This window comes from Paraburkholderia sejongensis (genome assembly GCF_020880815.1).
Classification (GTDB): domain Bacteria; phylum Pseudomonadota; class Gammaproteobacteria; order Burkholderiales; family Burkholderiaceae; genus Paraburkholderia; species Paraburkholderia sejongensis.
In genome coordinates, this window is sequence record NZ_JAJITD010000009.1 from 70,875 (window position 1) to 86,374 (window position 15,500).

Consider the following 15,500-nt stretch of genomic DNA (forward strand, 5'->3'; position numbering starts at 1 on the left):
CCGCGCCGCATATCGCAGGGCCGGCTTCGCGTGCATGCTACGCAGATTTTTATTCGCCAAAAATACCCGGACCGCGTGATAAGCGGCGAGCGTCGCCGTGAACAAAACAGACACTCGCTCAATCACGGAGTTAATACGCATCACATAGACGCGCTCGTATGCCGGACTTGCCGCAGCGCTATGCGCGCCGTCCTACATTTTGGAAAGAATTCGCAAGTTTTGCCGGCCACGCGGGCTTTATCCGCACGCTCGCGCCGGCATGTCGAGCGCGCATAAAAGAGTAGGCGCGATACCTGATTGTCGGTTAATACACCTATAGCCGCGCGAGCGTTTTTCGCCATGCATAGCGAAAAACCGTTTCGATACAAGCGATTCAGAAAAAATGACGTAATTGCGTGTCGCTCGGGTACGTCGACTCACGCATAACTGGCCAATCGAAAGTGGCTAAAAGTTAGTGTCTTAAGTAGACTTCCTGCGAAGTGTTCGCAACAGACTGGACACCGCGGTAAATATGACGTACGCGCGTCATGATTGGCCGCGCTGCCTTTGATTCTTACTGGCTGCCGGACCGCCGCGACGGACCCGACAGTCATCATTCCCGGAAACCATGGTCCCCATTCTCGACTACCTGCTGGAACGCCAGATCTCGCCGCAATGGCGCGGCATGTTGAGCGCGCTGGCCGGCGAGTTCGAAGCGCAGATCGGCCGTGACGAACTGCGCCAGTTGATGCAGCGCGTCGGGGTTCGCTTCGCGCAAGCGCATCCGCTGCCCGCGTGCGGGTCAACGGCCGACCTCCAGCAGGCGTTGAACGACTACTGGCGCGCGATGGATTGGGGCTATGTCGAACTCGCGGACGAAGCCGAGTCGCTGCGCATCGTGCACTATTGCGCGCCGCTGCCGGCGTTCGGCGAAACGGCGCTCGCGTGGACCCCGGCGTTTCTCGAGGGCGTCTATCAGAGCTGGTTCAGCGCGTTGGGCGCGCAAGGTCTGTCGGTTGTGCAGACGAGCGGGTTCGGCGTCGACAGCGCGCTCGAATTCCGCCTCGGCCGGCATCCGGCTTAACTTCCGATCGACGAACGAATCTGCAAGGCCGCGGCGCCGTTCTGGCAGCGCGGATGCATCACAGGGCGGCGGCTAACGCCGACGAAGGCGGATGGCGGGAATGCCGGGCGCGGCAAGGCGGCGATGCCCCGGGCGGCCGCCAACCAGGATCAGGGATAAGCAGTTCATATAAATAGCACCCCGGCGAGTCCGAGCGGGGCACTGCAAAGCAGGTAAAAGACGGCGGCACCATGAGTTCATCGAGCGACATCGAAAAACTGTTCGATCAGTTTGGCGGCGACGCCAACGCGTACCAGGAGATCGGCCGCGAAAACGACGCGCGCAGCGCGCGCACCCGTTGGCCGTTGCTCGTCACGCTGGATCTGACCCAGCCGGCGATTCCGGAAATCGGCATGGCCGGCGAGAGCCGCCCGCAGCCGGCGAGCGCCGCGCCGGCGCCCGCGGCGCAGAAAGACACGACCCCGCAGGACGTTTCGTCGGTCACGCGCGCGAAGTCGCAGCTGTTCACGCGCTCGCACCGGCGCGACATTCCGCCGGTGCAGCCGGTCGTCGAAAAGCCGCTCACGCCGAGCGGCGCGGCGCGCTTCAACACGCTCGAAGGACTCGATGAAGCGAGTGCGCGCGCAGCGGCGGCTGAAGCGGCGCTCGAGCAGCAGGCGGCGCAGCGCGCGGCGGTTGCAGCCGGTGCGGTTGCCGCGCCGGCCGCGCAGCCGGTGCCCCCTATCCCGTCCGTGCCGCCCGCCCCGGCGTGGGCGCGCGCCGCCGCAACAAGCAATCCGAACCTCAGCCAAGCGCCGGCCGCGCCGCTGCCGCCCGCCCATGCGGCGCAACCGGCTTACGTGACGCAAGCCGCCCAGCCCGCGCGTTCGTGGCCGGCGGCGCAAGCTGTGCAACCCGCCCAGCCCACGCATCCGTGGCCGGCCGCGCAAGCTGCGCAACCGGCGCCGCCAACCCAGGCGTGGCCCCCCGCGCAAGGGCCACAAGCGCCACAAGCGCCGCAAGCCACGCAACCCGGCTCCATCCTCGGCAAACTGTTCGCCGCGCAGAACCCGGCCGCGCCGTCGCAAGCGCACGGCTCCGAACCCGCGCCGCTGCAATCGGTGTTCGACCGCCTGCGCGGCACCCCCGCGCCCACCGCCAACCACCCGGCAGCACCGGCAGCACCGACAGCACCGGCAACACCGGCAGCACCGGCCGCCCCCACCCCTCGCGGCGGCTTCGCGCCGTGGCTCACCAACGGTTCGCGTCGCTCATGAAAGTCATCGCCGTGGTGTCCGCCAAAGGCGGGGTCGGCAAGACCACCCTCGCCGCCAATCTCGCGTCCGTGCTGGCCAATAGCGGCCGCCGCGTGATCGCCCTCGACCTCGACCCGCAGAACGCGCTGCGCCTGCACTTCGGCGTGCCGCTCGACAGCATCGACGGTCTGTCGCGCGCGACGCTGTCCGGCAACCCGTGGCAAACGGTAATGTTCGACGGCATCGACGGCGTCACCGTGCTGCCGTACGGCGCGGTGCTCGAAGACGACCGGCGCCGTTTCGAGGCGTATCTCGACCAGCATCCGCAGTGGCTCGCGCACATGTTGCAGCACCTGCGGCTCGAGCCGTCCGACATCGTGATCGTCGACACCCCGCCCGGCTCGTCGGTCTATGTGCGCACCGCGCTGACCGCCGCGACCTTCGCGCTGAACGTCGTGCTCGCCGACGCCGCGTCGTACGCGGCGATCCCGCAAATGGAACGGCTGATCGCCAGCTACGCGGCGCCGCGTCCCGAGTTCGGCGGGGTCGGCTACGTGGTCAACCAGATCGACCAGTCGCGCCAGCTGACCAAGGACGTGCTGAAGGTGCTGCGCGACATGCTCGCCGGCCGCGTGTTCCCCGGCGTGATCCATCTCGACGAAGGCGTCAGCGAAGCGCTCGCCTGCGACACCACGCTGATTCACTACGACCCGCTCAGCCAGGCCGCCGCCGACTTGCGCGCGTGCGGCGCGTGGCTCACCGCGGCGCTCGACGCGATCGCCGTGCCGCCGAGGAACGTCGCATGAGCAGCCCGGCCTCTTCGCGCGAGCCCGAGGGCGGCGAGTCCTCGCGCTTCGCGCGCTTCATCGACGCGCGTTTCTGGAACAGCCGCATCGTCACCGGCCTCGTCACGCTGCTCGCGCTGTACATGCTGTATTTCGTGTTCACGGTGCCGCTCGGCTTCGCGCAGCAGCTGACCTTCGCGACCTGCTGCTTCGCGCTCGCGCTGCTGTTCCGGCGGATGCAGGGCCGCTACGCGACGATGGTGATGATCATGCTGTCGATCGTCGCGTCCGGCCGCTACATGTACTGGCGCCTGACCGAGACCACTTACTGGGAACATCCGCTCGATGCCGCGTGGGGGCTGCTGCTGGTGTCCGCCGAGGTGTACTCGACGCTGGTGCTGATGCTCGGCTACTTCCAGACCGCGTGGCCGCTCAAGCGCAAGCCGCTGCCGCTGCCCGCCGATCGCGAGGCCTGGCCGACCGTCGATGTATTCATTCCGACCTACAACGAACCGCTGTCGGTCGTGAAGCCGACCATCTACGCGGCGCTCGCGCTCGACTACCCAGCCGATAAACTGTCGATCCACGTGCTCGACGACGGCCGCCGCCCCGAGTTCAAGGCGTTTTGCGAGGAAGTCGGCGTCAACTGGACGATTCGCACTCACAACCGTCACGCGAAGGCCGGCAACATCAACGAAGCGCTGAAGATCACCGGCGGCGAGTACATCGCGATCTTCGACTGCGATCACATCCCGACCCGCTCGTTCCTGCAGATCGGCCTCGGCTGGTTCCTGCGCGACAAGCTGCTGTCGATGCTGCAAACGCCGCACCACTTCTTCAACGCCGACCCGTTCGAGCGCAATCTGGGCACTTTCCGCAAGGTGCCGAACGAGGGCGAGCTGTTCTACGGCCTCGTGCAGGACGGCAACGATCTGTGGAACGCGACGTTCTTCTGCGGCTCGTGCGCGCTGTTGCGCCGGAGCATGGTCGAGGAGATCGGCGGGATCGCGGTCGAGACCGTGACCGAAGATGCACACACCGCGCTGAAGCTGCACCGGCTCGGCTACACCACCGCGTATCTGGCGATCCCGCAGGCCGCCGGCCTCGCGACCGAGAGCCTGTCCGGCCATATCGGCCAGCGGATCCGCTGGGCCCGCGGGATGACCCAGATTTTCCGGATCGACAATCCGCTCACCGGCAAGGGGCTGAAGCTCGGCCAGCGGCTGTGCTATCTGAACGCGATGATGCACTTCTTCTACGGGGTGCCCCGGCTGGTGTTCCTGACCGCGCCGCTGTCGTTCCTGTTCTTCGGCGCGCACGTGATCGAGGCGGCCGCCGGCACGATCGCGATCTACGCGCTGCCGCACATGATGCACGCGAGCATCACCAACTCGCGGATGCAGCGGCTGTTCCGCCATTCGTTCTGGGCCGAGGTGTACGAATCGGTGCTGGCCTCGTACATCACCGCGCCGACGCTGCTCGCGCTGATCAACCCGAAGCTCGGCAAATTCAACGTGACGGCCAAGGGCGGCCAGATCGAGAAGAACTACTTCGACTGGTCGATCTCGCGGCCGTATCTGTTCCTGCTGCTGCTGAACCTGCTCGGCTTTCTGGCCGGACTCGTGCACATCTATCTGAATTTCCACGTGCGCAGCATCGTCGAGACCACCGTGCTGAACCTCGCGTGGACCGGCTACAACATGCTGATTCTCGGCGCCAGCGTGGCCGCCGCCAGCGAGCGCCGGCAGATTCGCGCGGTGCACCGGGTCGCGATGAAGATGCCGGTGATGCTGAAGTTCTCGACCGGCCGCACGCTCGCGTGCGAAACCATCGATTACTCGGAAGGCGGCGTCGGCGTCGCGCTGCCCGCCAGCATCGAGGTGCCGATGCACGAGCGCGTGAGCGTGTCGCTGTTTCGCGGCGACGAAGAATTCGCGTTCCCGGCCACCGTCAGCTTTACCGAGCCCGGCCGGGTCGGCCTGCGCTTCGGCGCGATGAGCCGCGAGCAGGAGTACGAGTTCGTCAAGACCACCTTCGCGCGCGCCGATGCGTGGACCGGCTGGGCCGAGGGCCGCGAGCAGGACACCCCGCTGCGCGGTCTGTCGCACGTGCTGAAGGTCGGCGCGCGCGGCATCGGCGGGCTGTTCGAACATCTGTACGACGACCTGCGCAGTTCGATCAAAAGCCGTCCGGCGGACGTCAAGAAGCTAAAAACCAAAGACTGATCTATGGGCAACAGGATCGCGAACGACAACCTCGAACGCCCGGCTCACGGGCGCAGCCGTACCGAATCACTGCCGCCCTCCGGCCCCGGCGCTAGCGCCGACGCCGGCCGCGGCGCGCGGGCCGACCAGCGTGCGCGGCACTCACGGCACTCGCCCTACGCGCGCCCGCTGATGCGCGGCCTCGCCTGCTGGCTCGCGTTGCAAACCGCGCTGGCCGCGCCGCTCGCGGCGTTCGCGCCGCTGGCGGCGGCCGCGCCGGCAACCGCGGCGAAGTCCGCAACGGGCGCGGCAACCGCCAGCGGCGCGAACGCCGCGCAAACCCCGCAGAGCGCAACCGGCGTCGGCAACGTCGCGCCGCCGGGCCCCGCGGTGCAATTCGATGCCAATGCGATCGCCCAGGGCGCGCTGGCGACGCCGACCCCGGCGCTCGCCGCGTCGTCGGTGCGCACGCTCGGCATGCGCACACCGACCACCGCCGAGCCGGGCATCCAGGTGCCGGGCGGGCGGCGCCAGACGCTCACGTTCGCCGACTTCGGCGCGCTCGATCCGCTGCAACTGCGCGGCGTCGACGGACAGAACGGCATCGCGTTCTCGGTGCGCAACGACGAGGTGGTGACCGCCGCGACGCTGCATCTGATCTACAGCTATTCGCCCGCGCTGCTGCCGCAGCTGTCGCAACTGAAAGTGCTGGTCAACGGCGAGGTCGCCGCGACGCTGCCGGTGCCGCACGAACAGGCCGGCATGCTGGTCGCGCGCGACATCTCGATCGATCCGCGCTTCATCACCGACTTCAACCACCTGAACCTGCAACTGATCGGCCATTACACGACCAGTTGCGAGGACCCGTCGAACTCCGCGCTGTGGGCGACCATCAGCAACGCCAGTTCGCTCGACCTGACCTACGCGTCGCTCGCCGTGAGGCCCGAGCTGGCCGCGCTGCCCAAGCCGTTCTTCGACCGCCGCGACGTGCGCCGCCTCGAACTGCCGTTCGTGTTCGCGCAGAAGCCGGGCAACGGCACGCTGGAGGCCGCCGGGATCGTCGCGTCATGGTTCGGCGCGCTGGCGGGCTTTCGCGGCGCGCTGTTTCCCGCGCAACTCGACAGCCCGCCTTTGACCGGCAACGCGGTGGTGTTCGCGACCAGCGAGCAGCACCCGGCCGGCGTCGCGCTGCCCGAGATCAACGGCCCGACCGTCGCGGTGGTCGAGCGCGAGCCGGCCGCGCACGGCAAGCTGCTGCTGGTGCTCGGGCGCACCGAGGCCGAGCTGAAGACCGCCGCGAAATCGCTCGGCATCGGTCACAGCGCGCTGTCCGGCGCCAGCGCGACGATTACTACGTTGAACGAACTGACGCCACGGGTGCCGTACGACGCGCCGAACTGGCTGCCGACCAATCGCGCGGTGCGCTTCGGCGAGCTCGCCGATCCGAAGGACCTGACCGTGTTCGGCTACGACGCCGACGCGGTGCGCATCAACATGCGCGTGCCGCCCGACCTGTTCATGTGGCACAGCCGCGGCGCGCCGATCGACCTGCGCTACCGCTACACGGTGCGGCCGGCGCGCGACCGCTCGTCGCTGAACGTCAGCGTGAACAACGGCTTCGTGCAGGCGCTGCCGATTCCGTCGCGCACGACCTCGGTGTTCGAACTGAGCCGCTACCTCAGCCTCGTGATGCCCGACGGCACCGCCGACGCGCAGCGCAACATCCGCATCCCGCCGCTGCTGCTGACGCCGCGCACCCAGTTGCGGCTGCACTTCTTCTACGACATCCCGAACACCGGCGAATGCACGGGCCGGCTGCTGCCGAACGTGGTCGGCGCGATCGATCCGAATTCGACCATCGACCTGTCGTCGTTCCCGCACTACATGGCGCTGCCCGACCTCGCCGCGTTCGCCAACAGCGGCTTCCCGTTCACGCGCATGGCCGATCTGTCGGAAACCGCGGTGGTGCTGCCGAACGACGCCGGCCCCGGCGAGTACAGCATGTATCTGCTGACGATGGGCCGGATGGGCGAGTCGAGCGGCTACCCGGTGACCGGCGTGACCGTGACCAATGCGGCCGACGTCGATCGCTACGCCGACAAGGACCTGATCGTGCTGGGCGCGCCCGGCAAGCAGCCGCTGCTGCAACACTGGGCCAAAGCGATGCCGTTCTCCAGCAGCGGCGACGCGCACACGTTCCAGCTCACCGACCTCGTATTCAAGTTGCAGGACTGGTGGCATGGCGAACGCGGGGTCGAGCGCTCGCCCGCGCGCGCCGATCTGACGATGGTCAGCTCGGCCGGCGCGGCGCTCTTGACCGGCTTCGAGTCGCCGCTGCAAAAGGGCCGCAGCGTGGTCGCGCTGGTCAGCGCGGCCGGCCAGTCGGATGCGGATCTGGCCGGCGCGCTGCTCGACGCGGACGTGCTGCCGAAGATTCAAGGCGCGATGGCGGTGATCCACGGCCGCGAGGTGACCATCACGTCGAACGGCACGGCTTACTTTGTCGGCCGTCTGTCGCCACAGGAGTACCTGCGCTGGGCGCTGTCGTCGCACCCGCTGCTGCTGCTGTTCGGCGGCGTGCTCGCCGCGCTGCTGATCGCCGGCCTGTGCTACCGGACGCTGCGCGCGATCGCCGCGCGCCGCCTGAAGGACTGACGGAACAAAGACTGATAGAACGGATATGACTCGTATGCGGTTGCGGATCAACAGAAAGACCGGCCTCGCGCTCGCGCGCGGCCTCGCGGCGGCGGCCTGCGTCAGCGCCGCCGCGAGCGGCGCGCCGGCCGCGCAGACCGCGCCGGGGGGCGCCGGCTGCGGCGACTGGAGCGCGTATCGCAGCTTCATCGCGCGCTTCATGCAGGCCGACGGCCGGGTCATCGATTTTTCGACGCCGACCCGGCAGACCACTTCGGAAGCCCAGTCGTACGCGATGTTTTTCGCGCTGGTCGCGAACGACCGCGCGAGCTTCGACAAGCTGCTCGGGTGGACCCGTTCGAACCTGGCCGCCAACCAGTTCGACGCGCAAAAAATGCGGCTGCCGGCGTGGCAATGGGGCAAGAGACCGGACGGCTCGTTCGGCGTGCTCGACCCGAATTCGGCGTCGGACTCCGACCTGTGGATCGCCTACGACCTGCTCGAAGCCGGCCGCCTGTGGCACGACCCGGCCTACACGCAGCTGGGCCGCAGCCTCGCCGCGCGCATCGCCGCCGACGAAGTCGTCACGTTGCCGGGCCTCGGGCCGATGCTGCTGCCGGGCTCGCAAGGCTTTCGCGACGGCAGCGTCACGCGCCTGAATCCGAGCTATCTGCCGCTGCCGCTGCTCCGCGGCCTCGCGCACGAAGCGCCGGACGGCCCGTGGGGCAAGCTCGCGGACACCGCCTACCAGTTCGTGCGCACGGTGTCGCCGCAAGGCTTCGCGCCCGACTGGGCGGCGTGGCAGAACGGCCGGTTCGTGGTCGATCCGAAGAACGGCGACGTCGGCAGCTACGACGCGATTCGCGTCTATCTGTGGGCCGGCCTGACCGCCCCCGCCGATCCGCTTGCGAAGTCGTGGCTCGGCGCGCTCGGCGGGATGCGCGCGAAGGTCGCGCAGAACGGCTTCCCGCCCGAGAAGGTGTCGTCGACCACCGGCGCGTCGAGCGGCGAAGGCCCGCTCAGCTACTGGGGCGCGCTCGCCCCTTACTTCAAGGCGCTCGGCGACGAGCGCGGCCTCGGCCTCGCGCGCAGCCGGCTCGCCGCGCTCGAAACCGAGGTGCCGGGCCGCGACCCGGTTTACTACGATCGTGTGCTGGGTCTGTTCGGCACGGGGTTTATCGACGGCCGCTACCGCTTCGATGAAGCCGGCCGCCTCGTGCCCGCCTGGAGGAATGCATGCGATTGAACGCACTCGCGCAGTCGTTGCGCGTTGCACTGTCGGCCGGCGCGTTGTGCGCGATCGCGGCGGCCGCGCCCGGCGCGCTCGCGCAAGCGGCCAAAGATCCGCTCGCAGTCCTGATCGATCAGGGCAAGTACTGGCAGTCGCATCAGCGCGGCGACCTCGCCGAGCAGGCGTGGCGCAAGGTGCTCGGCATCGATCCGCGGCAACCGGACGCGCTGTTCGGGATGGGCATGGTGCTGGCCGACCGCAAGGACGGCGCGGGCGCGCAGCAGTATTTCGCGCAGCTGAAGGCGGCCGCGCCGAACTATCCGCGCCTCGACGAACTGGGCCGCCGGCTCGGCCAGAGCAGCCCGCGCGACCAGACCATCAACGACGCGCGGCGGCTCGCGCAAAGCGGCCAGAGCGCGAGCGCGGTGCAGCAGTATCAGCGCGCGCTGGCCGGCAAGCCGGCCACCCCGGAATTGCAGCTCGAATACTTTCAGGCGCTGTCGGCGACCCCGCAGGGCTGGGACGAGGCGCGCCGCGGCCTCGAACAGCTGGCGCGCGAGAACCCCAACGAGCCGCGCTACGCGCTCGCGTACGCGCAGCATCTGACCTATCGCGACGTCACACGGCGCGACGGCATCGCGCGTCTGCAGAAACTGGCGGGCGACAGCACGAGCGGCGCGGCCGCGAAGAAGAGCTGGCGCCAGGCGCTGCTGTGGCTCGACGCGCGGCCGTCCGATGCGCCGCTCTACGAGGCGTATCTGCAAAGCGCCGGCGACGACGCGGCGGTGAAGGCGCGCTTCGATTCGATGGTCCAGCAGGACAGCGCGGCCCGTTCGCGCGCACAGGAAAACGCCGCGCTCGACGCGCGCGGCCGGGTGGTCGCCGAGGGCTTCGCCGCGCTCGACCGCAACGACGCGGTGAGCGCGCGCGCGAAGTTCTCGGCGGTGCTGGCCAGCAATCCTAACGATCCCGACGCGCTCGGCGGCATGGGCATCGCCGCGTTGAAGCAGGAGCGCTTCGCGGAGGCGCGCAACTACCTGGAGCGCGCGTCGCGCGCCGGCAGCCCGGCGCGCTGGAAGAGCGCGCTCGACAGCGCGACCTACTGGACCTACACCAGCGACGCGATCGGCGCGCGCAGCAACGGCGAGTTCGCGAAGGCGAAGTCGCTGTTCGAGCGCGCGATCGCGCTCAATCCGTCGGACGTGACCGCGCAGGTGCTGCTCGGCGAAATGCTGCTGCAGAACCACGACCCGGCCGGCGCCGAACAGGCGTACCGGATGGCGCTGCGCCGCCAGGCCGACAACCCCGACGCGATCCGCGGCCTCGTCGGCGCGCTGGCCGCGCAAGGCCGCGGCGAAGAAGCGTTGCAGTTCGCCAATCAGCTGAACGCCGCGCAGCAGGCGAAGGTCGGCGGCGTCGACCGCTTGCGCGGCGACGCGCAGGCCGCTCAGGCGCGCGCGGCCGAAGCGCGCGGCGATCTGGGCACCGCGCGCAGCCTGTTCGAGGACGCGCTGCTGAACAAGCCCGACGATCCGTGGCTGCGGTTGGACCTCGCGCGCATCTACGTGCGCCAGGGCGCGGTCGCGAACGCGCGCAGCATGATGGACGGGCTGCTCGCCGCGCATCCGGAGATGACCGACGCGCTGTATGCGAGCGCGCTGCTGTCGGCGGAGACCCAGGACTGGTCGACCGGTCTCGCGCAGCTCGACCGCATTCCGGTCGCGCAGCGCACCGCCGCGATGACGACGTTGCAGCATCGGCTGTGGGTACATCAGCAGGCCGATCTGGCCACGCGGATGGCCAAAGGCGGCCAGACCCAGCAGGCGCTCGCGACGCTGCGCGCGGCCGAGCCGGTGGCCGGCAACAGCCCCGAGCTGATCGGCGTGATCGCCGGCGCGTACCAGCAGGCCGGCGACCCGGCCCGGGCGCTCGGCCTCGTGCGCGGCGCGATGAACGCGGCGCCCGGCAACACCGACCTGCTGCTGCAATACGCGGGGATTCTGGCAGCGACCGGTCAGCAGGACGAACTCGGGATGGTGATGCGGCGCCTGCAAGCGATGCAGCTGACGCCGCAGCAGCGCACCGATTTCGCCAATCTGAATCTGGGCATCGTGGTGCGCCAGGCCGATCTGGTGCGTCAGCGCGGCGACCTCGCCAGCGCGTACGAAGTGATCGCGCCGTGGCTCGCGGCGATGCCCGACAACCCCGACCTGCAGGCCGCGCTCGGCCGCCTGTACTCGAGCGCCGGCGACGACCGCAACGCGCTCGCCAGCTACCGGGTCGCGCTGCAACGCCGCCCCGACGATCTGAACCTCGTGCAGGCGGCGATCTCCGCGGCGGCCGCGACCAAACAGTTCGGCTATGCCGAAACGCTTGCGCAGCAGGCGCTGCAGCAGGCGCCGGACGATCCGGGCGTGCTGGCGACCGTGGGCCGCATGTATCGCGCGCAGGGCAAGCTGTCGCTCGCGTCGACCTATCTGCAACGCTCGCTGATCGCGGCCAATACGCCCGCGCAGCCGAGCGGGCCGCGCAACGGCGCAGCCGCCAACGTGCCGCGCGGCTGGGAAACGGCGATGCGCCAGATCGGCGCGACGCCGCTGCCCGGCACCAACCCATTCGAAGGCAAGACGGCGATCGCCACTCCGGGCAGCGCCGACACCGCCACGCGCTCCGCGCTTCCGTTCCTGAATTCGCAGTCCTCCACGCCGACGCAGACCGTGCCGAACTATCCGCCGCCTACTCCGCCCGCGCCGTATGTGACGCCGTACGTCGCGCCGTATTCCGCGCCCTCCGCGGCGCCCGCGCAGGCGTACCCGAATCCGGCGCCCGTCGCCGCTCCGTACAACGCGCCGCGCTCCGATGCCGGAACGAGCGGCTATGGTCAGGAAAGCTACGGATCGAGCCAGTCGGGCGCGCCGTTGCAGCCGTATCCGGGTCAAGGGCCGGCGCAGATGCAGTCGTCGCAGGGGCAGTCGTTGCCGGTGCCGCAACAGCCGCCGGCATATGCGCAACCGCAGCCGTATGCGCAGCAACCGGCGTATCCGCAGCAGGCTTATCCGCAGCAGCAACAGGCGTATGGGCAGCCGGCATACGGGCAACCGGCGCCCTACGGCGCGCAGGACGGCTATGCGGCCACGCCGTGGCCGATGTCGCCGGCCGCGCGCGACGCGCAGGCCAACGCGGGATCGAGCGCGTCGCTGCCGTACGGCGCGACGCGCCCGACGACGAGCCGCACCGGCACCGCGAAAAAGAGCGGCACGAAAACGAGCCGCGCCGCGCCGGTCTACGCGCAGCAGCAGCCGTATCCGCAGCAGCAGGCTTACCCGCAGCAGCAGCCGTATTTACAACAGCAGGCTTACCCGCAACAGCCGTATCCCGCCTATCCGCAACAGCAGCAGCCCTATCCGAACCAGGGCTACTACGCGCAGCAGCCGTACATCCCGCAGCCGCCGACCGGTTACGCGCAGCCGTACTATCCGCCCGGCAGCGATGCGCAGAACCGCCGCCCCGCCAATGTCGCGAACGCGCAGACGCTTGGCGTCGCCGAAGAACTCGCGCAGGTCAATCGCGAGCAGTCGAGCACCGTGTCCGGCGGGCTGGTGTTCCGCAATCGCGCGGGCGAGGATGGACTGTCGTCGGTGACCGATATCGAGGCGCCGATCCAGGGGCGCATCAAGGCGGGCAACGGCCATGTGGTGGTCACCGCGACACCGGTCACGCTCGATGCCGGCACCGCGTCGAGCAGCACGTCGACGCTCGCGCGCTTTGGCGCGGGCATCTCGACCGCGGCGTCGGCCCATGCGGCGGTCGCCAACACCAACAACTACGGCAGCCAGACCGCGAGCGGCGTGGGGCTGTCGGTCGGCTATGAAAGCCGCAGCATCAGCGGCGATATCGGCGTGACGCCGATCGGCTTTCGCGAACAGAACATCGTCGGCGGCGCGGAATACGACGGCGCGATCACCGACAAGGTTTCGTACTCACTCGCGGTCGCGCGCCGCGCGGTGACCGATAGTTTGCTGTCCTACGCGGGCGCGCGCGATGCGGGCGCCGGCCTCGAATGGGGCGGCGTCACGTCGAACGGCGCGCGCGCCGCGCTGACGTGGGACGACGGCACCAGCGGCCTGTATGTGAATGCGTCGTACCAGCATTACATGGGCACGAACGTGCAGAGCAACAACGCGATCAAGGGCGGTGGCGGCGTCTATACGCGCTTGCTGAAAGACGCCGACCAGACGCTGACGATCGGCGTGAACACCACGCTGATGGGCTACAACCGCAATCTGTCGTACTTCACGTACGGTCAGGGCGGCTACTTCAGCCCGCAGCAGTACGTGATCCTGAATCTGCCGGTTGAATGGTCGGGCCGCGCGGGCCTGTTTACGTATGACGTGAAAGGCTCGATCGGGGTCCAGCATTACCGCGAGGACCCGTCGAACTACTTCCCGACCGACGGCGACAGGCAAAACAACGCGGTGCTGGCCACGCGAAACGCCAGCGGCGTGCAGGCCGACCAGGTCTACCCCGGCCAGAGCAAGACCGGCGTGTCGTACTCGTTCAGCGCGACCGGCGAATACCAGCTCGCGCCGCAGCTCGCGTTCGGCGCTACCGCATCGCTCGGTAATGCTTACCAATATCGCGAGTGGCTCGCGGCCGTTTACGTGCGCTACAGCTTCAGCAAGCAGACCGGCTTGCAGCCGTTCCCGCCGACGCCGTTGCAGTCGCAGTATCTGTCGCTGTCGAACTGATCGCTGGGCGGCGGCCGGCGCCGCACCGGGCCGGGCGAACTCAGCGCCAAAAGCTGCGCCGCCCGGCTCGCCGCAGCCCTCGCCCGCCGCTTACGCCTTCTTTGTTTCGGACTCCAACGCGTAGCGCCGGCAATGTTCGAGGTAGCCGGCCTCATGACTGCTGACCAGCTCGACGATGCTGGTCCACAGCCAGCCGGGCGCGTCGAGCGTTTTCGAACGATTGCGCCGCAACTCGCCTAACCATGCGCGCCGCTCGGCCCGATCCATTTGCCGCGCGTGCGCATGGCCGACCACCAGCGCGAGAAAGCGCGCCGCCTTCATCGCTTCGTCGCGCGTCAGCTGTTCGATCGTCAGCTTCATGTCTTGCGGCAGCAACTCGCGCAGCACCACCGGGCGCTCGCCCAGACGCGCGGCGCGCATCCGCTCGCCGAGCGACGGCGACAGATGCCGCGCGCCCTCGACGACGCGCGCAGCGTTATCGCGCGGCATCCGGGCGCCGGGGTAGCGCGGCGCGGCGGCCTGCGCTGCCTCCTTGATATCGATCAGGCACAGGTCGTCGCCGTCGAGCGCGGCGCCGTCGATGTCGAGCAGCACCGCGTAGCGCAGCCGGCCCAGCGAACTGCAGCCTTTGACCCAGTACGCGGCGTCGAGCACCTCGACGTCGGCGTCGTCGCCGGCGCCGCGCAGTTCGGTCGCGAGCCGCGCAAGTGAGCCTTTCTCGAACAGCGCGGCAATCTCGCGCCGCTCGCGCTGCGCGAGCGGCCAGAACCGCGCGCCGAGCGGAATGGTCGGTTCGAGATCGTCGATGCGCTCCTCGGCCAGATGCCGCCACGAGCGGCGCACCGCTTCTTTCATCACGACGCGCACCGCTTCCGGTTTTTCCGCACGAATGTCCGCGTCGCCGGCGACTTCGTCGAACGCGCGCTCGTAACCGTCGGCGAGCGCTTCCATCATTCGCAGCGTCGTCACGCCGGGCAGGTCGGAGCCGCGCGCGGCGGTCGCCAGCGACAGCCCGAGCCGGATCAGGTCGTGCGCCGGATTGCCGATCACGGTCTGGTCCAGGTCGCGAATCTGGATTTCGACGCGCCCTTGCGCGTCGGCGACCGGCCCGAGATTGCCGGTATGACAATCGCCGCAGATCCAGATCGCCGGTCCCTCCGGCAACGCGTGACCATCGATGCCGTCGAGCCATTCGTAGAACTTGGCGGTATTGCCGCGCACGTACGCATGCGCCGAGCGCGCCATTTTCGCGTTGCGCCGCAACGTCAGGCGCGGCTGACGTGCTGACGGTTTGGGTAGCTCCTTTTGCCGCTTGTCACGCGTTCGCTTCTCGCGCGTCACCGGTTCGCGCGGCTCCTTTGCGCGCGTGTCCCTGTCACGTTCCTTGAGCCGCTTTTGCGACGGGTCGGGTGGCGAAATGGTGTCGTTCAGCATCGTGCGGTTCGCTCTGTCTGGAAGAGGATTTCTTACGCGCGCGGCCGACGCGCCCGCCGGAGCGCGGCGCTCGCACGCGTACGAGGTCGGACGATGCCAAGCACGTGGCGAACCTGACAATCCGATGACGGCCGTTCTTGCCACTTGCCGAACGCGTGCCGCGGCG

General features: G+C 68.9%; 8 protein-coding genes. 7 read left to right on the plus strand and 1 reads right to left on the minus strand.

All coding sequences use genetic code 11. The features are described from left to right. Window positions 1-607: 607 nt before the first annotated feature. The 7 genes from bcsD (at window position 608) to LJ656_RS18735 (ending at window position 13,900) form a co-directional block, all read left to right on the plus strand. Complete coding sequence (gene bcsD / locus LJ656_RS18705) at window positions 608-1,063, plus strand: cellulose biosynthesis protein BcsD (protein WP_230510866.1); 456 nt, start codon at window positions 608-610, stop codon at window positions 1,061-1,063. Between the two features lie 230 nt (window positions 1,064-1,293). After that, complete coding sequence (gene bcsP, locus LJ656_RS18710; protein ID WP_230510867.1) at window positions 1,294-2,319, plus strand: cellulose biosynthesis protein BcsP; 1,026 nt, start codon at window positions 1,294-1,296, stop codon at window positions 2,317-2,319. Continuing rightward, window positions 2,316-3,104, plus strand: a complete 789-nt coding sequence (gene bcsQ, locus LJ656_RS18715) for a cellulose biosynthesis protein BcsQ (RefSeq protein ID WP_230510868.1) — start codon at window positions 2,316-2,318, stop codon at window positions 3,102-3,104. The genes bcsP and bcsQ overlap by 4 nt, the downstream gene beginning before the upstream one ends. Next, on the plus strand, window positions 3,101-5,308 hold the full coding sequence (gene bcsA / locus LJ656_RS18720) for a UDP-forming cellulose synthase catalytic subunit (RefSeq protein WP_230510869.1): 2,208 nt from the start codon (window positions 3,101-3,103) through the stop codon (window positions 5,306-5,308). The genes bcsQ and bcsA overlap by 4 nt, the downstream gene beginning before the upstream one ends. 3 nt (window positions 5,309-5,311) lie before the next feature. Further along, window positions 5,312-7,942 (plus strand): cellulose biosynthesis cyclic di-GMP-binding regulatory protein BcsB, encoded by a 2,631-nt coding sequence (gene bcsB, locus LJ656_RS18725; RefSeq protein WP_230510870.1) that lies wholly within the window; start codon window positions 5,312-5,314, stop codon window positions 7,940-7,942. 34 nt (window positions 7,943-7,976) lie between these two features. After that, on the plus strand, window positions 7,977-9,167 hold the full coding sequence (bcsZ, locus tag LJ656_RS18730; protein ID WP_230510871.1) for a cellulose synthase complex periplasmic endoglucanase BcsZ: 1,191 nt from the start codon (window positions 7,977-7,979) through the stop codon (window positions 9,165-9,167). After that, window positions 9,158-13,900: a cellulose biosynthesis protein BcsC gene (locus LJ656_RS18735; protein WP_230510872.1), complete on the plus strand. Its 4,743-nt coding sequence runs from the start codon at window positions 9,158-9,160 to the stop codon at window positions 13,898-13,900. The genes bcsZ and LJ656_RS18735 overlap by 10 nt, the downstream gene beginning before the upstream one ends. A 90-nt stretch (window positions 13,901-13,990) precedes the next feature. On the opposite strand, the gene LJ656_RS18740 is transcribed toward LJ656_RS18735, so the two are convergent. Beyond that, the gene (locus tag LJ656_RS18740; RefSeq protein ID WP_268998685.1) at window positions 13,991-15,334 is read right to left on the minus strand and encodes a DUF2252 domain-containing protein; all 1,344 of its coding nucleotides are present in this window, start codon (window positions 15,332-15,334) and stop codon (window positions 13,991-13,993) included. Window positions 15,335-15,500 lie beyond the last annotated feature (166 nt).

Coding starts and splice junctions, on each gene's coding strand:
- LJ656_RS18735 (WP_230510872.1), top strand. CDS start 9,158: ATGCGATTGAACGCACTCGCGCAGTCGTTGCGCGTTGCACTGTCGGCC.
- bcsA (WP_230510869.1), top strand. CDS start 3,101: ATGAGCAGCCCGGCCTCTTCGCGCGAGCCCGAGGGCGGCGAGTCCTCG.
- bcsD (WP_230510866.1), top strand. CDS start 608: ATGGTCCCCATTCTCGACTACCTGCTGGAACGCCAGATCTCGCCGCAA.
- bcsP (WP_230510867.1), top strand. CDS start 1,294: ATGAGTTCATCGAGCGACATCGAAAAACTGTTCGATCAGTTTGGCGGC.
- bcsB (WP_230510870.1), top strand. CDS start 5,312: ATGGGCAACAGGATCGCGAACGACAACCTCGAACGCCCGGCTCACGGG.
- LJ656_RS18740 (WP_268998685.1), bottom strand. CDS start 15,334: ATGCTGAACGACACCATTTCGCCACCCGACCCGTCGCAAAAGCGGCTC.
- bcsZ (WP_230510871.1), top strand. CDS start 7,977: ATGCGGTTGCGGATCAACAGAAAGACCGGCCTCGCGCTCGCGCGCGGC.
- bcsQ (WP_230510868.1), top strand. CDS start 2,316: ATGAAAGTCATCGCCGTGGTGTCCGCCAAAGGCGGGGTCGGCAAGACC.